Annotated in this window: 22 protein-coding genes; 10 read left to right on the top strand and 12 right to left on the bottom strand. The window is 72.0% G+C overall.

The window, feature by feature from the left end; translation table 11 throughout:
* Positions 1-6: 6 nt before the first annotated feature.
* Positions 7-1,359, bottom strand: a complete 1,353-nt coding sequence (locus CLV70_RS11750; RefSeq protein ID WP_106126447.1) for a diacylglycerol/lipid kinase family protein — start codon at positions 1,357-1,359, stop codon at positions 7-9.
* 176 nt (positions 1,360-1,535) lie between these two features.
* Between CLV70_RS11750 and CLV70_RS11745 the strand changes: the two genes are divergently transcribed.
* The 5 genes from CLV70_RS11745 (at position 1,536) to CLV70_RS11725 (ending at position 7,413) form a co-directional block, all read left to right on the top strand.
* A complete protein-coding gene (locus CLV70_RS11745; protein ID WP_106126446.1) occupies positions 1,536-4,265 on the top strand; it encodes a winged helix-turn-helix domain-containing protein in 2,730 nt (909 codons plus the stop codon).
* Between the two features lie 118 nt (positions 4,266-4,383).
* Positions 4,384-4,842 carry a hypothetical protein gene (locus CLV70_RS11740; RefSeq protein ID WP_245908172.1) on the top strand — a complete coding sequence of 153 codons (459 nt, stop codon included), beginning with the start codon at positions 4,384-4,386 and terminating at the stop codon, positions 4,840-4,842.
* A gap of 21 nt (positions 4,843-4,863) precedes the next feature.
* On the top strand, positions 4,864-5,334 hold the full coding sequence (locus tag CLV70_RS11735; protein ID WP_106126445.1) for a DUF7144 family membrane protein: 471 nt from the start codon (positions 4,864-4,866) through the stop codon (positions 5,332-5,334).
* Between the two features lie 73 nt (positions 5,335-5,407).
* Positions 5,408-6,499, top strand: a complete 1,092-nt coding sequence (locus CLV70_RS11730; RefSeq protein WP_281260443.1) for an AI-2E family transporter — start codon at positions 5,408-5,410, stop codon at positions 6,497-6,499.
* Positions 6,500-6,603: 104 nt separating this feature from the next.
* Entirely contained in the window at positions 6,604-7,413 is an 810-nt protein-coding gene (locus CLV70_RS11725) for a YhjD/YihY/BrkB family envelope integrity protein (protein WP_146164037.1), read from the top strand.
* Here the strand turns inward: CLV70_RS11725 and CLV70_RS11720 are convergent.
* From CLV70_RS11720 to CLV70_RS11700, 5 genes are all read right to left on the bottom strand, one after another.
* Positions 7,364-7,849, bottom strand: a complete 486-nt coding sequence (locus tag CLV70_RS11720; RefSeq protein ID WP_106126442.1) for a DUF1269 domain-containing protein — start codon at positions 7,847-7,849, stop codon at positions 7,364-7,366. The genes CLV70_RS11725 and CLV70_RS11720 overlap by 50 nt on opposite strands.
* Entirely contained in the window at positions 7,846-8,085 is a 240-nt protein-coding gene (locus CLV70_RS11715) for a hypothetical protein (protein WP_106126441.1), read from the bottom strand. Before CLV70_RS11715 ends, CLV70_RS11720 begins: the two co-directional genes overlap by 4 nt.
* 12 nt (positions 8,086-8,097) lie before the next feature.
* Entirely contained in the window at positions 8,098-8,574 is a 477-nt protein-coding gene (locus CLV70_RS11710) for a DUF2231 domain-containing protein (RefSeq protein ID WP_106126440.1), read from the bottom strand.
* Between the two features lie 350 nt (positions 8,575-8,924).
* Positions 8,925-10,331 carry a hypothetical protein gene (locus CLV70_RS11705; RefSeq protein WP_106126439.1) on the bottom strand — a complete coding sequence of 469 codons (1,407 nt, stop codon included), beginning with the start codon at positions 10,329-10,331 and terminating at the stop codon, positions 8,925-8,927.
* Positions 10,332-10,340: 9 nt separating this feature from the next.
* Positions 10,341-10,823 carry a DUF6069 family protein gene (locus CLV70_RS11700; protein ID WP_106126438.1) on the bottom strand — a complete coding sequence of 161 codons (483 nt, stop codon included), beginning with the start codon at positions 10,821-10,823 and terminating at the stop codon, positions 10,341-10,343.
* 183 nt (positions 10,824-11,006) lie between these two features.
* On the opposite strand from CLV70_RS11700, the gene CLV70_RS11695 reads away from it, so the two are divergent.
* From CLV70_RS11695 to CLV70_RS11690, 3 genes are read left to right on the top strand one after another with little or no spacing between them, the layout of a single operon-like run.
* Positions 11,007-12,287, top strand: coding sequence for a cation:proton antiporter (locus CLV70_RS11695; RefSeq protein WP_106126437.1), 1,281 nt, complete (start codon positions 11,007-11,009; stop codon positions 12,285-12,287).
* A 38-nt stretch (positions 12,288-12,325) separates the two neighbouring features.
* Positions 12,326-12,841 (top strand): phage holin family protein, encoded by a 516-nt coding sequence (locus CLV70_RS40995; RefSeq protein ID WP_245908170.1) that lies wholly within the window; start codon positions 12,326-12,328, stop codon positions 12,839-12,841.
* Positions 12,747-14,267, top strand: a complete 1,521-nt coding sequence (locus tag CLV70_RS11690) for an alkaline phosphatase family protein (protein WP_245908169.1) — start codon at positions 12,747-12,749, stop codon at positions 14,265-14,267. Before CLV70_RS40995 ends, CLV70_RS11690 begins: the two co-directional genes overlap by 95 nt.
* Positions 14,268-14,274: 7 nt before the next feature.
* Here the strand turns inward: CLV70_RS11690 and CLV70_RS11685 are convergent, their stop codons facing one another.
* From CLV70_RS11685 to ppk2, 3 genes are read right to left on the bottom strand one after another with little or no spacing between them, the layout of a single operon-like run.
* The gene (locus CLV70_RS11685) at positions 14,275-14,958 is read right to left on the bottom strand and encodes a potassium channel family protein (protein ID WP_106126436.1); all 684 of its coding nucleotides are present in this window, start codon (positions 14,956-14,958) and stop codon (positions 14,275-14,277) included.
* 24 nt (positions 14,959-14,982) lie between these two features.
* Entirely contained in the window at positions 14,983-15,225 is a 243-nt protein-coding gene (locus CLV70_RS11680; RefSeq protein ID WP_106126435.1) for a hypothetical protein, read from the bottom strand.
* Positions 15,226-15,258: 33 nt separating this feature from the next.
* Positions 15,259-16,134 carry a polyphosphate kinase 2 gene (gene ppk2 / locus CLV70_RS11675; RefSeq protein WP_106126434.1) on the bottom strand — a complete coding sequence of 292 codons (876 nt, stop codon included), beginning with the start codon at positions 16,132-16,134 and terminating at the stop codon, positions 15,259-15,261.
* A 214-nt stretch (positions 16,135-16,348) separates the two neighbouring features.
* Here ppk2 and CLV70_RS11670 point away from each other — a divergent pair, with 214 nt between their 5' ends.
* Positions 16,349-17,767, top strand: a complete 1,419-nt coding sequence (locus tag CLV70_RS11670) for a DUF2252 domain-containing protein (RefSeq protein ID WP_106126433.1) — start codon at positions 16,349-16,351, stop codon at positions 17,765-17,767.
* 13 nt (positions 17,768-17,780) lie between these two features.
* Here CLV70_RS11670 and CLV70_RS11665 read toward each other — a convergent pair whose 3' ends face one another.
* The gene (locus CLV70_RS11665; protein ID WP_245908168.1) at positions 17,781-18,641 is read right to left on the bottom strand and encodes a M48 family metallopeptidase; all 861 of its coding nucleotides are present in this window, start codon (positions 18,639-18,641) and stop codon (positions 17,781-17,783) included.
* A 171-nt stretch (positions 18,642-18,812) separates the two neighbouring features.
* Between CLV70_RS11665 and CLV70_RS11660 the strand changes: the two genes are divergently transcribed.
* Positions 18,813-19,595 (top strand): metallophosphoesterase family protein, encoded by a 783-nt coding sequence (locus CLV70_RS11660; RefSeq protein WP_106126535.1) that lies wholly within the window; start codon positions 18,813-18,815, stop codon positions 19,593-19,595.
* Here CLV70_RS11660 and CLV70_RS11655 read toward each other — a convergent pair.
* Positions 19,519-20,028, bottom strand: a complete 510-nt coding sequence (locus CLV70_RS11655) for an RDD family protein (protein WP_106126432.1) — start codon at positions 20,026-20,028, stop codon at positions 19,519-19,521. The two genes, CLV70_RS11660 and CLV70_RS11655, sit on opposite strands and share 77 nt — an antisense overlap.
* Entirely contained in the window at positions 20,025-20,483 is a 459-nt protein-coding gene (locus CLV70_RS11650; RefSeq protein ID WP_106126431.1) for a hypothetical protein, read from the bottom strand. Before CLV70_RS11650 ends, CLV70_RS11655 begins: the two co-directional genes overlap by 4 nt.
* Between the last annotated feature and the right edge of the window lie 124 nt (positions 20,484-20,607).

Genomic DNA, 20,607 nt, shown 5'->3' with positions numbered 1-20,607 from the left:
GCGGCATCAGCCGTGGCTGGTGGACAGGGCCAGACGGCGCAGGCGGACCCAGTCGAGTTCGGGCGGCAGGACGCCGGGGCGGTCGCGGGGGACGCGCACGCGCAGCGCCCCCGGACGGACCGTGCAGCGTGCCGGGGCGGGCACCGTGACCGCCTCGCCGTCGATTCCGGCCGGTACCGACGACGCGTCCACGTCCACCACTGCTTCGGTGGCCGTGAGCACGGTGAGCGCGCGTGACGCGCGCCGCCGGCCGAGGGCGAGCGCGGTCGCGTCGGCGGCACCGCGCACCTTGACCGCCAGGATGCCCAGCATCGCCCCGTCCAGACGGGCTCGCCGGCCCAGCCCCGCGATGTCCCCCGAACCGTACGGGTTGTTGCTGATCAGCACGGCTTGCGGCCCGTCGAGGGAGATGCCGCCGACCCGTACGCTCAGCCGCGGTGACGAAGGCCCGGTGAGCAGGCCGGGCAGCAGGTCCAGGGCAGTGCCGATCTTGTCGTCCCGATACGCGGTGCTCTGTACGATCGCCGCGTAGGCCCCGAACGAGGCATTGTTCACGAACGTGCGGTCACCCACCCGGCCCAGGTCGACGCGGATCTCCACGCCGTCCTCCAGGGCGTCGAGGCAGCGGGCCGGGTCTTCGCGGTCCAGCCCCAGGTCGAGCGCGAAGTGGTTCCGGGTACCCGCGGAGATCACCATGAACGGCACATCGTGTTCGGCGGCGACGGCGGCCACCCGCGCCTGGGTGCCGTCGCCGCCGGCGACGCCGAGCAGGTCGGCGCCGTGGCGTACCGCCTCTCGGGCCAGGTCGGCCACGTCCGCCTCCGGCGGCCCGCCCAGCAGGACCACCTCGGCGCCGAGCGCCCTGGCCCGCTCGGCCAGGCCGAACCGCTGCACCTTGCCGCCACCGGACCGCGGATTCATGATCAGGTACGGGCGCAGCGGCGCCGGGACCTCATACTCCACCGGACCGGACGTCGCACCGGACAGGGTGAGTGCCCGCCTGCCGGCCGCCACCGCAACGGTCCACAGCAGCGCGAAGGCCGCCACGACGCCGATCAGCCGGTGGCCGGCGAACAGGATCGCCACCGTCAGCGGGCCCAGGACCGTCACCGTCCCGGCGGCCCATCGGCGCGGGCCCCGGTGGGTCAGGAACCACCAGGCGCCGGCCAGGCTCACCGCCGTGCCGATTACCGCGACCGCCAGGAGCACGATGCCCTTGAGGATGCCGACGAGCAGAACGAGGACGGTGGCGGCCGCGGCGGCGAGAAGGGCGAGCCGGGCCAGCCAGCGCGGCGCGGCCCGGGCCGCGCCGGCTGGCGCCGGCGCCTGAGCTGGGGCGGGACGGGCGTGACCGGTCATATCGTGCTTCCCTCCAGGCGGGTCCTCCGGCAGTGTCGCCGCCGCGTCGCCGGCCGTGCCTCATACCTTCCGGATGAACCCGGTAGGCCCTTCGACCTGCCGGCGTGGCGCGATAGGTCCCAATTGCGCGCTATCTTTCCCGCAGCGCCGACCGGGCGGATTATCCGATCCGGAGGATGCGCCGGATATTCGCCAGGCCCGAGGCTGTAATCCTGTTTGGCCCCACGGAAGGGGTTCCCGTGCGTGCTGATTCCTCCGTCGCCATCCCGGTGATCGGCCAGGCGACCATCGACGATCCGCTGCTCCGGTCCAGGTTCGAAATACCGGACCGCCCGCCGTTCCGGGTGTCCCGGCCACGGCTGCGCGACCGGCTGCGCCTCAGCAATGCGCCGGTGACGATGGTCGTCGGCCCGCCGGGCAGCGGCAAGACGCAACTCGTGGCCTCCTGGGTCGCCGATGAGCCGGCGGCCGGCGCGGTAGCGTGGATCACCCTGGAGGACGACGATCGGGCGTGCCCGTTCTGGACCGTCGTCGTCGAGGCGTTACGCCACGCCGGCCTGGACATCAATCCCTCGCTCGCGACGTCCCCGGTGCCGGCGCCGGCGGACCGGTCCTTCCTCATCCGGCTGGCGGCCGAGCTGAATCGCCTGCGGAGGCCCGTCACCCTGGTGCTCGACGGAGTCTCCGACCTGACGGGCACCGAGTGGGCGGCCGAACTCGAGTTCGTTCTGCGCCATACCGCCTCCCTCCTGCGGCTGGTGCTGATCGGCCGATGGGATCCGCCGATGCCGGCTCATCGCTATCGCCTCGCCGGCCGGCTGCTCGAGATTCGCAGTGCGGACCTCGCCTTCACTGCCGACGAGGCCGCCGAACTGCTGCGGCTGCACGGCGTGCAGTTGAGCCCGGCGAAGCTGTCCTCACTGCTCGCGCACACCGAGGGCTGGGCGGCGGGTCTGCGGCTGTTCGCAATGGCGTTGCAGGGCCGGCAGGACGCGGACGATCTGGTCGACACGATCACCGGTAACGAAGCCACCATCGCCGAGTACTTCTTCGACGAGGTATTGCGGGCGCAGCCCGCGCACGTCCGTTCGTTCCTGCTGGAAGTCAGCGTCCTGGACACCTTCACCGCCGACCTGGCGGAGGCCGTGACGGGCCGGACCGACGCGCGGGGAATTCTCGCCGAGCTCGAACGGCGCAATGCGTTCGTCCAGCGAGCCGCCGAATTCTCGGCGGTCTACCGTTTCCATCGGCTTTTCGCCGAGCTCCTGGGCGCCCAGTTGCTGTGCGTCGCGCCGGAGCGGCTACGCCCGTTGCACGCCCGTGCCGCGACGTGGTTCGCCGAGCGGGAGCAGACCGCCGAGGCCGTGGGGCATGCGGTGAAGGCGGCCGACTGGGATGCCGCCGCCGCGATCGTCGTGGAGCATCGTGCGATCGCTGACGTGCTGCTCGGCGGCCGGACCGGACGGCTCGGTGCACTGCTGAACGGCTTTCCCCCGGACCGGGGGGCTCCCGAGTCGGCCCTGGTGGCCGCCGCGCTGGCACTGGCCGACGGATCCTTCGAGGACTGTGCCGAACATCTGCGGCGGGCCCGCACGGACAGCGCCGACGGCTTCGGCACCGGCACCGCCCTGGCGTTCGCCGACATTCTCGTGCGAGTCATGCTGGCGGACGCCCATGGCACGGAGGAGCAGGTGCTCGGTTGCCGCGCCGAGGCGCAGGAAGCGCTGGCTCATGTACCGCCCGATCAACCGGGTCGGCACCGGGAGCTGACGGTCCTGCTGATGGCCGCCGTCGGCAGGGCGCAGAGCCGCAGGGGTTCGGTCGACGCGGCGGCCGTGGCCTTCACGAGGGCGGTGGCCCAGGAGGCATCCGGTTGCCGATATCCACGCATTCAATGTCTGGAGCATCTGGCCGTCATCGAGGCGTACCGGGGACGGCTCCGGCACGCCGAACGCCTGGCCGGCGAGGCCGTCGAGCTCGCGGGGCTCGCCGGCCTCGAACCGGCACGCCGGCCGGTCACGGCTCATGTCGTGCTGGCATGGGTGGCGATGGAACGGTACGACGTCGACGGAGCCGGCCATCATCTGCGCGTGGCCGATCAGCGGCACCCCCACGCCGACCCCCTGACCGACGCCGCGTTCGCCCTGGTCAAGTCCCGGCGGTTACAGGCGCGAGGCGAGCTGCGCGGTGCGGCGAAGCTTCTCGACGACGTGGACCGGAGGGCGGCACCGCGGACACCGCGCTGGCTGGCCCGGGAGGTCGTCCTGGCGCGGGCCCGGCTGATGATCACCATGGGCCTGCCCGACGACGGGCTCCGGCTGATCCGCAGCCTGCCCTCCGACGACGTGCCGGGCGTGCTGGTGCTGCAAGCTGCCGCCCTCGTGGCCACCGGTGATGCCGAGCAGGCGCGAGAGGTGCTGGTACCGCTGCTCAGCGCGGCGGGCATGACGCCTCCGGTGGCCGTCGAGGGCTGGCTCGTCATGGCGTCAGTGGCCGCGCACGACGGAGCTATCGAGGAGGCGCGAAGCGCTCTGGGACAAGCACTTCGACATGCCATCCCGGAGACCCAGCGGCGCATCGTCCACCAGGCGTGGGCCCAGCTGCGCCGGCTGCTGCGCGACGACAACGAGCTCACCGAGCAGTACCGGATCCTGCAGGGCGCCGCGCGCGGTGCCGGCGGTACGGGCACACCGGACACCGGACCGATCCTGATCGAGCCGCTGAGCCGGCGCGAGATGGAAGTTCTGCGGGGCATCGCCGCCATGCTGCCGACCGAGGAGATCGCCGCCCGGCTCTTCGTGTCGATCAATACGGTCAAGACCCACGTACGCAGCATCCTGCGGAAGCTGTCCGCGTCCCGTCGCAACGAGGCGGTCCGCCGGGCCCGAGCACTGGGCCTGATCTGACCCCGGGCCGCGATGCCCGGGGCCGGAACCTGGAACTCACCCCCGGCGGATGGGGCGCCCCGCGACGTCGGCGACGAACATTTGCCGCGGACGGCCAAGTGGAAGGGGTTCAGCTGTGGTGAAGCTGCTCGTACTCGGCGCCTTCTGCGCGATGCTGATCATCGGCATGTCCGCACGGCGCAGCCGGCGGCGGTTCAGTGACTCCGGCGCGACCTTCCGGTGCCGCCTGCGTCTCCGAGGCTATCGGTCCGCGATCTGGCCGGCTCTCGGCCGGCACTGGTCCCGGCCGATGTGGGCGCTGTGGGACGGCGACATCCTGGTCGTCCGCCGGGGCCCCGGCCTCGCCCGGACCATTCCGCTGCGCACCCGGACCCCCGTGGACGGGGTGCGCAGCCCACTCCTCGATGCACCCCGGCGGTGCGGCCGGCGGCCGATCGGTGTGGTGCTGAGGATCTGGGACGGATCCAGCATCGAGGTTGCCGCCTCCACCGAGGACCGCGTCGCGGTGGTCGGGCCCTACATGGCCGCGGCGATGAACGACCTCCCACAGGCGCCGGTACCTCGGCGCCCCATCTGATGCAGGGAAGGTGGTACAGACATGGCGGACACACAGCAGAGCACCGCGGGAGCACCGGAGCAGGCCGGCTACGCCGCGGACGATCCGTATGTGCCGCGCCGACCCCGGCCGACGGCCTGGGTCGGGGTGGTGCTCTTCGGCGGCATCATGTTGCTGATGGTGGGCGGATTCCAGGCCGTACAGGGGCTGGTCGCCCTCTTCCGCGAGGACTACTACCTGGTCAGCCCCAACGGCCTGGTGCTCGAGGTGGACTACACGACGTGGGGCTGGACGCACCTGCTGATCGGCGTGGTGGCGGTCACCACCGGCATCGGCGTCATGCTCGGGCAGATGTGGGCCCGGGTACTGGGCATCGTGGTCGGGGTGATCAGCGCGCTGGTCAACATCGCCTTCCTCTCCGCGTACCCGATCTGGTGCACGATCGTCATCGCCATGGACGTCCTGGTGATCTATGCCCTCGCCGTCCATGGCCGCGAGGCCAGGTCGGCCTGACCGGGCCGCCCGCGCCCTCCGCACGCAGCACAGGAGGGCGCGGACGGACCGGACAGCAGCGGCCTACGGCCCCCTGGCGTCGCGCGCCAGGGGGCATGGCAACGACCCGGGTGGGGGCGGGCACGGTGACGCCGCCGGCCTGCCGCGCGGTCTGATCGTCCTGCTGGGACTGGCCGCGGCGGTGGTCACGGTGGCCGGGTTGCGGATCTTCGCGGAGATCCTGGCACCCGTGCTGCTGGCGCTGATGCTCACCGTCACGGCCAGTCCGCTCGGCACGTGGCTGGCCCGCAGCGGGGCGCCGGCCTGGTTCGCCGCCCTGGCCCTGGTCAGCACGGTCTACCTGGTCCTCTTCGCCCTGGGCGCCGCACTCGCCACATCGGTCGCTCGCCTCGTCGCCCTGATGCCGCGGTACCAGGATCAACTCACCGAGCTGCGCGCAGGAGCCTTCCGCGCGCTCACCGATCTCGGCGTCGATGCCCAGCACGCCGGCGACCTCACCGGTCCCATCCAACCCGGGACGGTGGCCGATGCCCTCCAGGCTCTGCTCGGCGGACTGCTGGCCACCGCTTCGAACGCCTTCTTCCTGCTCGCCGTCCTTCTGTTCCTGTGCCTCGACGCGGTGGTCTTCCCCGATCGGCTGCGCCGCGTCGCCGGGCAGCGACCGCTGGTGGTGGGGGCGTTACGGTCGTTCGCCGGCGGCACCCGGCGGTACCTGCTCGTCTCGACGATCTTCGGGCTCATCGTGGCGATGATCGACAGCCTGGTGCTGTGGGCGCTGGACATCCCCCTGCCGTTGCTCTGGGGTGTCCTGTCGTTCATCACCAACTACATCCCCAACATCGGATTCGTCGTGGGGCTGGTGCCTCCGGCGCTGCTCGGCCTGCTGGAGGGCGGCGTGCCCCTGATGGCAGCCGTTGTCCTGCTGTACAGCGCGGTCAACTTCGTCATCCAGTCGGTGATCCAGCCCAAGATCGTCGGCGACGCCGTCGGCCTCTCCGCCACCACGACCTTTCTCTCCCTGGTGTTCTGGACCTGGGTTCTCGGCCCCCTGGGTGCCCTGCTGGCGATCCCGCTGAGCCTGCTGACCAAGGGTCTGCTGGTCGACGTCGACCCGCGCACCCGCTGGATCGGCACGCTCATCCTCGCTGGTCCGCCGCGGCGGTGAAACGGTGGCCGCGCCACCCGAGCCCTGGTCACCGGGTGGTGCGGGCGGCGACCCGGATCGCCCGCTGTTCCGCCGGCCGCATTCTCCTGCGGACCGCGTCCGAGATGATCCGGGTCCAGATCTTCGATCGCGCGATGACGCTCGCCGCCCAGGCCTTCACCTCGCTCTTCCCCCTTCTCATCATGGTCGGCGTCGTCCTCGGCGCGAAGCAGGTCGAGCGGTTCGCGTCCCTGGCCCGATTGCCGGCGTCGTCGCAGCACCTGCTCGACGAGACGCTGACCGATCGCGGGTTGAGCGCGTTCGGCGTGGCGGGCATCGTCGTGATCCTGCTGTCATCGACCGGGGTGGCCCGCGCGCTCGCCCGCGCCTACGGCAGCGTCTGGGAAGTACCGCGGTTGCCGCGGGGTCCGCGAGCTGCGTGGCGCTGGCTGTTCGCGGTCCTGGTACTGGTCGCGCTGCTGATCGGCACGCGATTGTCCGGTGCGTTCACGTCCGGCCTGCCCCGGCCCGGCCTCTGGTCGGCCGTCCTGCTGCTGCCGGCCGACGTCGCCGCCGGCGTTCTGCTGCCCGCCGTGCTGATGCACCGTGCCGTGCCGATCCGCCCGCTGGTGCCCGGTGGCGTGGCCTTTGCCCTCGTCATGCTCGCCGTGCGCCCGACGGGGGCGGTATACCTACCGCGCGCGCTGCGGGCCAGTGATGACCGGTACGGCACCATCGGGCTGGCGTTCACGTACATCGGCTGGCTCTATGTGATGGCGTTCTGTCTGCTCATGACCGCCGTACTGGGCCAGGTCGTGGCGCGGGACGACAGCCTCGCCGGCCGCCTCGCCCGGGGGCCGGCCGGCATCCCCCGAACCGGGCGGCTCATCGTCCGCCGAAGGCCTCGTACAGGATCTCCCGCTCCGCCTCGGTGAGGTTCGTCGCGATCAGCCGGCTGTGCGATGCGGGGAAGCGTTCACCGAGCCGGTCCAGATCCCCCTCCTCCGTGACCAGGAAGAGCGCGGAGGTGCCCTCGGTGACCTCCGTGCGGATCCGTTCGAGCTGGTCGTCGGTGATGCCGGCGTCGTTCATCGCCGCACGGGCCGTGCCGATCGCCGCGCCGGCGACGCCTCCGGCGAGCGGTACGAGGAACAACGTGCCGATCAGTAGCCCCCAGAGAGTCCCCCGGCCGGCGCTGTGCCTGGCCCTGTGCCCGCGGTCGACGGTAGGCCGGGCCGCGCCGGTGGACCATCGGACCACCGCGTGGTCATCGATCCGGACCAGGTGCTCCGCCGCGGCGTCGCGCAGGACGGCCACGGCGCGATCCGCGCCCTGCGGATCATCGAACTTCCATACCGTGAACGTCGTCATCTCCCGCTCCCGGTCGGCGCGCGGTCGAGGGCCGCGCCGGAGGGCGTGTCGCCGGCACGGGGCGTACGACGCTTCTCGAGGGCGTTCTCGAGGGCCAGGGAGATCAGGACGCCGCCCGCCGCCGCGAGGAACGGCATCACGATCAGCAGGCCGTAGTCGAACCGGGGTGGACGGCCGCGCAGGACCTCGGAGGCCGCCACGAGACGCCGGCGGGCAGTGCTGCGGTTGGTGGACATCGGTTCATCCCTTCAGTCGTGATCCTCTCCGAGGATCTGCGCCAGCCGTACGGTCTCCGCGCTCGTCCGCGCCGGCCCCGGCCCCGGCAGCGCCGCGCCGATGAGGGTCCCGGCGCCCGCCATGCCGAGCCCGGCGAGTTCGAGCAGCAGCAACCCGGGACCGGCAGTACGTTCGGGCGTACGCATGCGGAGCAGCAGAATGACGGCGAAGCCGAGCAGCACACCGCCGTCGAGCAGGAAGCGGATCGTCGCGGGCCGCGCGGGTCCCGAGCGTCCGGTGGCCAGATGGTCGAGCCGCACCACGATCGTGCTCAGGCTTCCGCTCAGCAGCCCGGCCGCTACCGTGCAGTAGGCGAGCGTCCCGAGCAGGTCCGGGCCGCCGGCCGCGTGGAAGAGGTCGAGAAGGACCGCGACCGCCAGCAGTCCCAGCGGGAACATCAGGAGGACCGGCTCGACACCGTTGCCTCGTACATGGAGCCGGCTCTGCATGCGGCCTCGCTCGGGTCCGGTCGGAAGGTGGGGTGGGACCACTGTCGATCGACGCCGCGCCGGGCACCTCATCCCGTGCGGGTGAAGGTGGTGCGCTCAGTGCAGCAGGGTCTTCAGCAGGATCAGCGAGACGCCGAAGAGGCCGGCCACCATTGCGGCAGTTGCTCGGCGGGGGAGAGCCGGCCGTGCCGGCCGATCCGCCGGCCGGCGACGCACAGCAGAACGGTGCTGCAGATCAGGGCCGCGATGATTGCCGTACGCAGGCTCGCGCTCGCCGGCCGCGGTGGCCTCCCGGACCTCGTGCGCCGATCTTGCCCGTCGGACTCGTGAGGAGCCGGTCGGCGACCTGCTCACGCCGGCGTCCCCCGGCCCGCGCCGGCCGAGCTGACGCCGGCGGACAGCTGCGGTGATCCGGGGGCGGCGCGCCGCGGCCGGGCGGCCACGGTGATGAGCACCTCGTAGGTCGCCAGGGCCAGCGCTATCCCGAACATCCAGGCCCAGCTGGTCAAGAGCAGTGCCGCCACGGCTGCCACGACGACGCCGCCGACACGCAGTGGATCCCGATGACCGGCTGCCCATGCGGGTCCCCGCGCCGCGAGGGCGCGGCTACCGGCGGCAAGACCGCGGCCCGTCGCGCGCAGGCCGCCGGCGAGGTGCCGGCGTAACCGGGTGGGCACCCGGCCCGGTCCGATCAGATACATCGTCAGGGCCAGCGCGGCACCGATCACCAGCATCTGCGCTCCACGGGTACGGAGCGGCGCGAAGACACTGGTCAGGGCCGCCGCCACACCGTCGCGGTACGCCCCTGGTGACACCTCCAGCAGCAGTTGGGCGCGTAGGGCGCGCAGCGCGGCGGTCACCGTCACCGCGGCGATCACCAGCCAGAGGCCGAGCTGCAGCAGCGTGCGCCGGCGTCCCGGTGAGATCAGCAGCGCGAGCACCGCCAGGACGGAGGTGCTGATCACCGCGAGCGCGAGGTCACGCTTGGCCGCTGCCACGGCCTGCTGGACCCGCCGGAGTTGCCCGGAGTCGTACACGGTGAACCGGGCGAAATTCGCCGGCAGCGGGACTCCGAGGGCTTCCTGTACCCGTACCCGGAGGTTTTCCGGGACGGCGCCGCTGCTGAGATCGGGCAGGGTGAGCTGCCTGCCGAAGAGCGCGGGAAGCTGGGTGCTGAGCTCCCGGAGGACCTGGTTGATCAGCGGTAACAGGTCTATCTCGACGCGGTTACCGTATCCGGTCACGACGGTGCTGCTCCCGTCGATGATCGCAAGGGCACGTTGATGCGCCCGGCGGTTGAGCCCCTGCCAGACGGTCCCGAAGCGATCGCTGCGCAGGACCTTCGACACCGTCGAGCGCACTGCGTCGCGCAGCTCGCCGGCGACCGGCCCGGCGAGGAAGGCCGCCCGTGGCGGCAGGACCGACCGCAGTCGTTGCTCGACATCGACGGCCTGGAACAGCTGGGTGGTGGTGTATTCCGCGACCGCCGCGGCGACCTGCGGTTCCTGCGGCAACGGCGCCACCGCGGCGACCCACCGGTCGGTGTCGAGCACGGTGGTGGCCGCCCACACCCCGACCATGCTCGCGGCGACGCAGAACGCGGTCAGAGCGATGAGCAGGGCGGACGCGAACCGGCGAAGGGTGCCCAGCGCGGAGGCGCGGCGGACCCGGGAGTCCAGGCGGCTCTGGAGCGCGGACACCTCCGCGCGCAGCCGGACCAGCTCGCTGTCCTCGGACACCCGATCGTCGAGGGCCATGATTCCCCTTCAGTAGGGGCGCGGCGCCCGCGGGAGAGCAGCAGCCCGCACAGCCGCATGGGCGGAGCCGGCGATCAGGGAGCCGGTGGCCACGCCGAGGATGAAGTTCAGGCCCGCGGTGAAGAACCGGGAGCCCACGTCGTTCTCGGTGACGAACGGAGCCAGCATCGCCGTCAGCGTCGCCAGCGCCACGACCCAGCCGAAGAAGAGCATGGGCCGCGGCGTGAACAGGAGCAGCACGTGCATCAGCCCCGTGGCCAGCAGGCTGAGCACGCCGGCTCCGAGGGCGTACCACCCGGTTCTGGCGCCGCCCCATACGCCGGCACCCTGCGGGGCGAGCACCTCCACGCCGAACAGTCCGCGACCCACGAGGACTCCGACCACGGCGATCAGCGCCGCCACCACGGCGGTCGCCGCGCCGCCGGCCCACAGCCGGCCCGCGTCGACCGCGGGTCGCGGCGGGGGCCTCGTGGACTGGTAACTCGACGTCATCGCATGCCTCCTCGTCAATGCGGCACGACGGCCGCCCGGATCAGCATGGTCGGCGTACGAGGCGTGCTGCCTCCTCCGGTGTGGGTGAACACGGCCGTGGTGGCCACGGCCACCGGCCGGCTCCCCGCGGCGCTCATCCGTCACGGACGATCCCCTGCGCGCCCCCTCACGCTGAGATGAGTCGTGACCTCGGCAGCTCTGGCACTGACAGCGGCGCTCGTGTTCGCCTGGGGCGCGTTCTCGGCGAGGCTCGAGCGCGCCGACCTGACCGCCCCGGTGGTCTTCGTCGGCCTGGGCACCCTGCTGGCCGGAAGCGTGCACGCCGACGTCGACGCCGCCGGGATCACGGTCCTCACCGAGGCCACCCTCGCCTGGGTGTTGTTCTCCGACGCCGCCCGGGTCGGGGTGCGGGAGTTGCGCGGCGATGCCGGCGTGTACGGCCGGCTGCTCGGCCTCGCTCTGCCGCTGACCGTCGTGCTCGGCTCCGTTCTGGCCTGGGCGCTGCTGGGCGTCGTCCTGCCCTGGTACGCGCTGCTCATCGGCGCCGCGCTCGCACCCACGGATGCCGCGCTGGGCGCCGTCGTCATCACCCATCCGGCGGTACCGGCCCGCATCCGGCGCATCCTCAACGTGGAGAGCGGGCTGAACGACGGCATCGTGACCCCGGTGGTAATGGTCGCCCTGGCGGGTGCGGCCTCCACCGGAGGAGAGGCGGACGCGGGTGTGCTGACGGCTGCCCTGCAACTGGCGGGCGGCGCGCTGATCGGCGCGGCCGTCGGGTCGCTGGGAGGAAGGCTGTTGCGTGCCGCGGGCCGTCGCGGATGGACGGGTGACAGCTTCGCCGGGCCGGCCGTGCTGGCGTTGGCGCTGGTCGCGTACGCCGCATCGGTCGCCGGGCACGGAAACGGTTTCGTCGCGGCCTTCGCCGGTGGTATCGCCTTCGGCCATGTCGCCGGCCCTCGCGGGCCGCGCGAGGTGTTCTACATCGACGAGACAGCCGGACTCGCGTCCCTGCTGGTCTGGCTGCTCTTCGGGGTGTACGCGGTGCCGGCCCTCCTCGGGGGGATCGACGCGACCATGCTGGTGTACGCCGTGCTGAGCCTGACCGTCGTACGGATGGTCCCGGTGGCGCTGAGCCTGATCGGCTCCGGCCTCGGTGGCCGTACCGTGCTGTTCGCCGGATGGTTCGGCCCCCGCGGGCTCGCCTCGGTCGTCTTCGCGTTGCTGGCGCTGGAGCAGCTGCACGAGCGTGCCGCCCCGGCTGTGGCCGCCATCGTGCTGACTGTCCTGCTGAGCGTTGTGGCGCACGGTGTGAGTGCCGGTCCGCTCGCCGCCCGGTACGGCGCGGCAAGCCGGTCCGCCGGCCCGGCATCCGTCCACGAGCCCGCCGCGACCGCCCGCTTGCGGCGTTCGCTGCCCGGACGTGATTCCGGCGCTGCCGTGACGAGCGGTGGAACTCCGTGAACGCGGCGCCCGCACCGCGCGGCTCGACGGCGTCAACGGTGGCGATCGTCGTGCCGCTCTGCTGGGCCGCCCTGGCCCTCACGATCGCCGTCGTGCCGGGGGTCTCGGTGGGCGAGAGCGGGGCGGTGCTGCTCGCCGCGGTGGTGCTCGGCCTGCTCGGCGCGGTCCTGCGCCCCGCCGTGGCGGCTCTGCTGACCTACACGGGCTGGGCCGGTGTGCTCGGCGGCTGGCTGCTGGGCCAGGCCGTGCTCGTCTACGGTGCCCTATCGGTGACGCCGGGCCTGGAGGTCCATCGGCTTCCGGGCCGCGTTCTGGGCCTCCTGGCTGTACGCCGGCCTGGTCAGTGCCGGGCTCTGGGCCGTCACCGCCGGCCGGCCCGAGATGGTCGTCCGGCACCTGCTCCGGGTCAACCGGCGCCTGCGGCGGGCCGCGGCGACCAGCGACGTGCCGGGCGTAGTGATGATCCAGATCGATGGGCTCTCGGCGCCGCTGGCCAGGTGGGCACTGGCCGGCGGCGCGCTCCCGACGATGGCGAGATGGCTGAGCTCGGGTAGCCACACCCTCGTGGAGTGGCACGCCCAGCTGCCCGCCACCACTCCCGCCAGCCAGGCCGGGCTGCTGCACGGCGCGAGCGCCGCGGTGCCGGCCTTCCGGTGGTACGAGAAGGAATCCGGACGTCTCCTGGTCACCAATCATCCGCGGGACAGCGCCCTGGTCGAGGCCCGGTTCTCCGACGGGCGCGGGCTGCTGGCCGACGGCGGTGTCAGCGTCAGCAACGTGTTCTCCGGAGACGCGCCGACCAGTCTGCTGACGATGAGCACGATCGGAGCCCGGGGAGCCTCCGGGCGTCCGGCGCGGTACGTCAGCGCCTACCTCCTCGACCCGTTCGGGTTGACCAGGTCGTTGTTCCTGACCGTCGCGGAGATCATCAAGGAACTCCATCAGGCCCGGCGGCAGCGGTTGCGCCGGGTGCGTCCGCGTATCGTGCGGACCGCTTCGTACACGGTGCTCCGTGGGCTGACCAATGTGTTGCTGCGAAACCTCAACCTGGCGGTCGTGGCCGAGCACATCATGCGGGGAGCCCCGGCCGTCTACTGCGATTTCGTCGACTACGACGAGATCGCGCACCACGCCGGGCCTGCCCGGCCGGAGGCCCTGGCGGCACTCGAGGGCATCGACGACGTGCTGGCCACCCTCGAGGCGGTCGCGCTGGCGGCACCGCGTCCGTACCGATTCGTCCTCCTCTCCGATCACGGCCAGAGCCAGGGTGCGACCTTCGCTCAGCGCTACGGCAATGCGGTGGAGGACGTCGTACGGCGCCTCACCGGCGCGGCGAGCCCTTCCGTCGCCGGGACCGGCAACGACGAGCATGCCGGGCGGATCGGCGTCATGGCGGGCGAACTGGGTCGCCGGGCCCCGGGGGAGACGCCCGCCGCACCGGGATCCGAGGTGGTCGTCGTGGCCTCGGGAAACCTGGCGATGATCTACCTGAACCGATTTCCGGGCCGGGCGACCATGGAAGACATTCAGGAACGTCACCCGCGGCTGCTCAGAGGCCTGGTACGCCATCGCGGCATCGGCTGGGTCCTGGTCAGATCGCGCCGCCTCGGTCCGGTGGTGCTCGGCTGCGCCGGCCGGCGCCTGCTCGTCAGCGGCAGGGTCGACGGCGAGGACCCGCTGGCGGGGTACGGGCCGTATGCGGCGGCCGACCTGCTCCGGTACGACGGCCTGCCACACGTCGGGGACATCGTCGTCAACAGCAGCTACGACCCGGTGACCGAGGAGGTCGCCGCGTTCGAGGACCTGATCGGCTGCCACGGAGGGCTCGGTGGCTGGCAGGATCGTCCGTTGTTGGTGCATCCGTCGGCCTGGCCGGTGGACGCCGAACTGAGCGACGCCGACGCCGTGCATCGTCAGCTGGTGCGGTGGCTGGAGCGGTTCGGCGACCGACCGGGTCCGGGGCGGCGGCGGGGCCGGTGAGTGCCGGTCAGGGCGGTGGGGCGGCGGCGTCGCCGGACTTCCCACCGTCCTGCTGCCAGCCGCGTGGCCGCCAGTTCTCCACCACCTTGGCCACGGCGGTCACCAGGAACAACTGACCGATCAGGGCTTCCAGCACGGCGAGGCTCTGCGCGGGATTGGCTGCGGGTACGAGGTCGCCGTACCCGGTGGTGGTGAGCGTGACGAAGCTGAAGAACAGTGACTGGGGGAGCGCCGGGTCCCCGGCGTCGCCGAACAGGGGGCCGGTCTGCAGTGCCCCGAGGCAGGCGTACGCGAAGCCGAACGCCATGCCGATCAGCAGGTAGGCAGCCAGCGCGCCGAGCATCGTCTGCCGGTCGACCCGGCGATGGACACCGATGTCGCGGACGATCGAGACGGGCGCGATGACGGAGAGCGCGCCGGCCGTCAGGAAGGTCAGCCCGATGAGCGTGGTCCCCGGTGCGAGCACGGCGGACGCCGTCGCCGCCAGGGCGAGCGCCACCACGGCCGCGGCGACGGCCCTGACCGCTGGACGTGCGCCGGACATCCGCAACGCCTGCCAGACGGTGGCGGCCTGCAGAACGAGCAGGACCGCCGGGAACCACCGATCGCCGGGCACCAGCGCCAGCAGGTACGTGGCCAGGATGAGCAGCAGGACACGGCCGTAGCCGCGCTCGGCCGGCCGGAGTCGCATCCGCCCGCTCCCGTCGGCCTCAGGTCAGCGGGCCGGGTCCGGTGGTGTCCGCGGTTGCTCCTCGGCGGGCAGCCGCCGCACCTCGATGAGGCGCAGGCCGAGTCCGTGCAGGCGGGAGATGAGCCCCACGACCGCGGACTGATCCGGCAGCGATCCGTGCAGCACCGTCTCCGGCGGCTCCACGCTGACGGTCAGGTCGCGCAGTTCCGACAACAGCTCGGCCGGGATGACCCCGGCGACCCGGACCTGGTACGACGCCTCAAGCATTGCTGCACCCTCCTCGCGGCGTTCGCCGCAGAGTCATCCGGTGAATCGGCCGCTGCGCCGCAACTCGGACTGCATCGTCGAGATCTCGTCCCCACCCGGGACGACGATGCGCGGATCGGGAGCCAGATCGAGATCCGGGTTGCGCTCCTTGTAGTCCACGGCACCGAGGATGACCTTGATCGCGTTCAGCCGGGCCTGCTGCTTGTCGTTCGCCCGGACGATCAGCCATGGTGCCGCCCCGGTGCTGGTGCGAAGCAGCATCTCGTATTTGCGTTCGGTGAAGTCGTCCCAGCGGCACTGGGCCTGCAGATCGATCTCGCTCAGCTTCCATCGGCGCAGCGGATCGGTCATCCGCCGCTCGAAGCGGCGGGCCTGGGTCTCCTTGGTGACGCTGAAGTACAGCTTCACGAGCACTGTGCCCTGCCGCACCAGATCCTTCTCGAATCCGGTGACTCCGCGCAGGAAGTCCTGATATTCCTTGTGGCTGCAGAATCCGAAGACCCGTTCGACCATCGCGCGGTTGTACCAGCTGCGGTCGAACAACACGATCTCCCCGCCGGTCGGGAACTGCGCCACGTATCTCTGGAAGTACCACTGGGACCGCTGTTCCTCGGTCGGCCGGCCCAGCGCGACGACGCGGTAGTGCTTCTCGTTCATGTACCGGGTGACCCGGCGGATCGCACCGCCCTTGCCGGCCGCGTCGCGTCCCTCGAAGAGCACGATCATGCGCAGGTCCTCGTCCTCGAGGTGGCGCTGCAGCTTGAGGAGTTCGACCTGCCACGGGCGCAGGTCCTGATCCGATCTGAGTTTGCGAGCGAGCGCGGCCCGCTCGTGTCGCAGCACAGCGAGCTCCCGCATCACCCTCTCGTACGCCACCGCGATGCCCTCCGGAGGTGGTGACGCGGTCATTGTGTTTCTCCTCTCGCCGCCTGCCTTCGAGCTTGAGCCGTCGCGCGGCCCTTGGGGTCATCCGGCATGAGTGACGTTTGCCGGAGCTTGATCCCGTGCCGCCTTCCGGCCGAGTGGCCCGGGCTCGTCCCCGGTGGATGGTGTGCCGGCCGCTGGGGGCGGTGTGTGGTGGCAGGAAGCGCCGGAGTTGCCGGCCGACTCCCGGAGGTATCACATGTCTGTTCGGACGGCACACGATGACATCGGTCCGGCGGCACGATTCGCCGCCGGACGCTCGGCCCGCGCCCGTGCCTCGCGCGAGTCGCAGGCCGGCGTGCCCGCCGGCGACGACCGCCCCGACCCGGTCGACGTCCTCGTCGGCCAGAGTGAGACCCGGCTTCCCGAGCTCGTGCCGATCCGTTACGGCCGGATGCTGGTCTCCCCGTTCGCGTACTTCCGCGGTGCCGCGGCGGTGATGGCCTCGGACCTAGCCCGGACCCCGGACTCGGGATTGACGTGCCAGCTCTGCGGCGATGCGCACCTGTGCAACTTCGGCGTCTTCGCGTCACCGGAGCGCAGGCTGGTCTTCGACGTCAACGACTTCGACGAGACGCACCCGGGTCCGTGGGAATGGGACGTCAAGCGTCTGGCGGCGAGCCTCGCCGTGGCCGGCCGCGACAACGGTTTCCGCCGCAAGGTCCGTGCCGCCGTCGTGCTGGCCGCCGTGGGACGTTATCGGCGGGCCATGCGCCGCTTCGCCGGTCAGGGTAATGCCGAGGTGTGGTACGCGCGCGCCGACGTCGAGGAGGTCGACGTGCTGCTCAAGGAGCAGGTCGGCGCGGCACAACGCAGGCGTTTCGCCGCGGCGCAGGCCAGAGCCCGTACCCACGACAGCATGCAGGCCTTCCGCAAGCTGACGGCAGTGGTCGGCGGATGCCGCCGCATCGTGTCGGATCCTCCGCTGCTGGTCCCGGTGAGTGAGCTGTTGCCGGACACGGACCGAATCGAGCTGGAGAGCCAGGTGCGCGACCTGCTCGCCGCGTACGCCGGCACGCTGGCGCCCGACCGGCGCCGGCTGTTCGAGGGTTACCGGTTCGTCGACCTGGCGCGCAAGGTCGTCGGGGTCGGCAGCGTCGGCACCAGATGCTGGGTGGTGCTGCTCAGCGGCCGCGACGAGCATGATCCCCTGCTCCTACAGGTGAAGGAGGCGCCGCCCTCGGTCCTCGCCGGTCGGGTCCCGCACGTCTCCGCCGGCGAGTGGCGGAGCGAAGGCGAACGAGTCGTGTGCGGGCAGCGGCTGATGCAGTCGGCGGGCGACATCTTCCTGGGCTGGCAGACGGTGGCCGGGATCGACGGCCGGATCCGCGACTTCTACGTGCGGCAACTGCGCGACTGGAAGGGTTCGGCGGTGGTCGAGACGATGGATCCGGAGGCGATGCGGGTGTACGGCGCTCTCTGCGGCTGGACCCTGGCCCGGGCCCACGCGCGCACCGGTGACCGCCTGGCGATCGCCGGCTACCTCGGCGGCGGCGACGCCTTCGACCGGGCGATGGTGGAGTTCTCCGAGCGCTACGCCGACCTCAACGAGCGGGACTACGGCCGGCTGAGAGCCGCGGCACGCTCCGGCCGGGTCGCGGTCCGCGAAGGGCTGTAGCCGCACGGCCGGCTCATGCCCGCGGCTCGGCCCCGGCCGGGCGCGGCCCGGCGCGGAAGAATCCGAGTCGGTAGAGACGCTCCAGCCGGCGGACCGTGAACGGATGGGAGCGCGGCAGCTGGGACAGGCCGACCCAGAAGCCCCGCAGCGACCGGCCCTGCCGGACCAGCTCGTCCACGTCCACGACATGCTCGGTGTGCCGGCCCGACGCCAGCAGCACGAGACCCGTCATTCCCTCCGGTGCCAGGTGGGCGCCGTGCCGGTCGCAGGAATACTCGCGCAGCCGCGACAACGCCGGCCCCAGCAGCGGAATAGGTTCGGAATACGCCACGGCCAGCTGGTACCACAGCGAGACATGGTGCAGCCGGATGTGGCCGAGCTCGTGGCCCAGAATGAACCGCAGACCCTCCTGGTTCCCGTGGTAGAGGTTCACGAAGAGCTCGTTCGACAGCACCACGTAGTCGTGCCCGGTGGCCTGCGCCGCGAAGGCGTTCAGCGTGCCGTTGCCGTTGCTGAGGTAGATCTGCGGGCGCCGCCGCAGTCCGAGTCGATGGGCGAAGTCGTCCGCCGTGCGGTACAGCTCCGGATACTGACGGGGGGACAGCTCGACTGCTGTGCCGCGTACGGAGGCGCGCTGCGTCTCGCGGACCACGATGAGCGCCGGGACCAGCAGGAGCAGGCCGAGGAGCGCACTTCGCACGGCTGTGGCCCATCCGGTGTCCTGGAGCCGTTCGGGCAGCACCGGCAGCATCACGGCCGCCTGCACGATGAAGCCGATGATCAGAACGTTGAGCATCACCATGATGATGAAGAACGGCAGCTCGGCGGGATGCCGCAGCTGGCTGGTGGCGGGGTGCCGCGCGGGTGTCGACACAGCGATCCTCCCTGGGTCGTCGGCGAGAGTGACTCCGGTGCTCGATCAAGAGCCGTGCTGACGCCGAGCGTGCGCTGTGTGCGCGCCCGCTGCCTCACCCCGCCGAGATGAGGCCGGTGCTACCGGCCGGCCGCGAGAATGGGGATTGCGCTGCTCGCGACGGAGGTGACCATGGCCGGTAACGGAAGCCGCATCGTCATCGCGCACCTTTCGGATCTCCATCTGGGTGCGCACGACCCGGCGGCCGTGGCGTCGATCGCGGCCGATGTCGCGGCGGCGGCCCCGACGCTGACCGTGGTCACCGGCGATCTGACGATGCGGGCCCGTCCCTGGCAGTTCCGGCTGGCCCGGAATCTTCTGGACCGGCTTCCGCAGCCGCTGCTCGTCGTCTCCGGCAACCACGATCTGCCGCTGGTCGGCCTCGAGCGGTTGCTGGCGCCGTACCGGCGCTTCCGGCTTCTCGTCCGGACGGAGCTCGATCCGGTGCGGCGGCTGTCCGGCCTGACCGCGCTCGGGTTGCAGACCACCCCGCCGTGGCGGTGGAAGAGCGGCCGCGTGACGCGACGGCAGAGCGACACGGTCGTCGCGGTGCTCGGGTCGGCGCCGGCCGGGGCAGTGCGGGTACTCGCCGTGCATCATCCGCCGCGCGCCGCGGGCCTGGCCCGGCTCGCCGGTCATGACCGGCTGATGCGGGCTCTCGGCTCCGCCGGCGTGGATCTGATTCTGGCCGGGCACACCCACGTGCCCGCGGCGGGCACACTGGAGCTGAAAGGAACGGCACACCGGCCGGTCGAGGTGGTGGCCGGCACCGCCGTCAGCCGGCGTACCCGCGGAACCGGCCGGTCCTGGACGGCGATCCGCGTCGACGAAGCGGCCATCACGGTCGAGGAACGTCAGCAGAACGCGGCCGGCTGGTGCGCCGGGGCGGTCCGGCGTTTCCCGAGAGCTCCGTGAACCGCCGCGCCCCCGAAGGGCTTCTCAGCACCACGGTGCGGGCCACCTTGTCGTGAGCGGCCTGATGTCGCCGGTCCACCAGCGCCCAGACGGCTCCGATCGGGAAATACGCCAGGACGAGCGCTCGCAGCAGCGCCGCGGGGAGGGAGAGCCGGCCGGGGTGCACGGGGGCCACCCGCACCCCCAGCACCGCCATCCCCGGTGTGCGGCCGGCCAGTGACCAGAACAGGGCACAGTAACTTGCGAGGATGGCGGGCAGGACCAGAAACAGCGCCGACATGACCGCGTCGGCCACGTGGTCCAGGCGCGCGCCCAGGACTGACGTGATCATGCCGGCGATCGCCGCGCCGCACGCGAAGACGACGGCGACCAGAAGCGCATCGATCAGGTACGCGGTTGCCCGGCTCACCGGCCCGGCGTAGGAGACGTTCACGGGCCGGACGGCGGCGCGGGCTCGGGACGCGATCCCGGGTGGAACACCCGGAAGGTCAGGCGGTCGACCGCCGTGTCGCCGGCCTCCGCGCCGGCCCTCAGCCGTTCGAGGAGTTCGTCGACCAGGCCCTCGCGCTGGCCCCGGAGAAGCGGCCGGATCCGCTCGGGCTCGGTCTCCAGCAACGCCAGCACCTCATCCAGCACGGCGTGCACGACCGGGCGGAGCACGCGCTGGAGCTGACTGTCCACGACGCGGTCGATCACCGGCGCGGTCGCGATGGCGTTCGCCGTGGCCCCGGCCGCCCACGTCGCGCGCCGTCGCCACCGCGTCCGTTCCGCGGCGCCCCGGCCGGCGAGCCCGTCGATGCGCCGGCGCCCCCGACCGGCCGCGCGGCGCGCAGCCGCGACGACGCCGGAAGCGCCTTCGCCGGTCGCGAAGGCGACGCCTACCACCATGTCCGTCCATCGGGCGACAGGGCGCTGCGCCGGCGGGGATCCAGGCTCCGGGTCTGATGTATGCATGTCGTCACCCTGCTCCGGCCGCCGGCCCGGCGCGCCACCCGCCGCGGATGAGCCGGGA

This window comes from Pseudosporangium ferrugineum (assembly GCF_003002065.1).
Taxonomy (GTDB): Bacteria; Actinomycetota; Actinomycetes; order Mycobacteriales; family Micromonosporaceae; genus Actinoplanes; species Actinoplanes ferrugineus_A.
This window is presented reverse-complemented; position numbering and strand designations above follow the sequence as displayed.

What these genes read in the sequence shown, in the direction of transcription:
- CLV70_RS11750 (WP_106126447.1), bottom strand. Translation starts at nt 1,359, where the DNA reads ATGACCGGTCACGCCCGTCCCGCCCCAGCTCAGGCGCCGGCGCCAGCC.
- CLV70_RS11745 (WP_106126446.1), top strand. Translation starts at nt 1,536, where the DNA reads ATGCGCCGGATATTCGCCAGGCCCGAGGCTGTAATCCTGTTTGGCCCC.
- CLV70_RS11735 (WP_106126445.1), top strand. Translation starts at nt 4,864, where the DNA reads ATGGCGGACACACAGCAGAGCACCGCGGGAGCACCGGAGCAGGCCGGC.
- CLV70_RS11725 (WP_146164037.1), top strand. Translation starts at nt 6,604, where the DNA reads ATGATCCGGGTCCAGATCTTCGATCGCGCGATGACGCTCGCCGCCCAG.
- CLV70_RS11720 (WP_106126442.1), bottom strand. Translation starts at nt 7,849, where the DNA reads ATGACGACGTTCACGGTATGGAAGTTCGATGATCCGCAGGGCGCGGAT.
- CLV70_RS11715 (WP_106126441.1), bottom strand. Translation starts at nt 8,085, where the DNA reads ATGTCCACCAACCGCAGCACTGCCCGCCGGCGTCTCGTGGCGGCCTCC.
- CLV70_RS11710 (WP_106126440.1), bottom strand. Translation starts at nt 8,574, where the DNA reads ATGCAGAGCCGGCTCCATGTACGAGGCAACGGTGTCGAGCCGGTCCTC.
- CLV70_RS11705 (WP_106126439.1), bottom strand. Translation starts at nt 10,331, where the DNA reads ATGGCCCTCGACGATCGGGTGTCCGAGGACAGCGAGCTGGTCCGGCTG.
- CLV70_RS11700 (WP_106126438.1), bottom strand. Translation starts at nt 10,823, where the DNA reads ATGACGTCGAGTTACCAGTCCACGAGGCCCCCGCCGCGACCCGCGGTC.
- CLV70_RS11690 (WP_245908169.1), top strand. Translation starts at nt 12,747, where the DNA reads ATGATCCAGATCGATGGGCTCTCGGCGCCGCTGGCCAGGTGGGCACTG.
- CLV70_RS11685 (WP_106126436.1), bottom strand. Translation starts at nt 14,958, where the DNA reads ATGCGACTCCGGCCGGCCGAGCGCGGCTACGGCCGTGTCCTGCTGCTC.
- CLV70_RS11680 (WP_106126435.1), bottom strand. Translation starts at nt 15,225, where the DNA reads ATGCTTGAGGCGTCGTACCAGGTCCGGGTCGCCGGGGTCATCCCGGCC.
- ppk2 (WP_106126434.1), bottom strand. Translation starts at nt 16,134, where the DNA reads ATGACCGCGTCACCACCTCCGGAGGGCATCGCGGTGGCGTACGAGAGG.
- CLV70_RS11670 (WP_106126433.1), top strand. Translation starts at nt 16,349, where the DNA reads ATGTCTGTTCGGACGGCACACGATGACATCGGTCCGGCGGCACGATTC.
- CLV70_RS11660 (WP_106126535.1), top strand. Translation starts at nt 18,813, where the DNA reads ATGGCCGGTAACGGAAGCCGCATCGTCATCGCGCACCTTTCGGATCTC.
- CLV70_RS11650 (WP_106126431.1), bottom strand. Translation starts at nt 20,483, where the DNA reads ATGGTGGTAGGCGTCGCCTTCGCGACCGGCGAAGGCGCTTCCGGCGTC.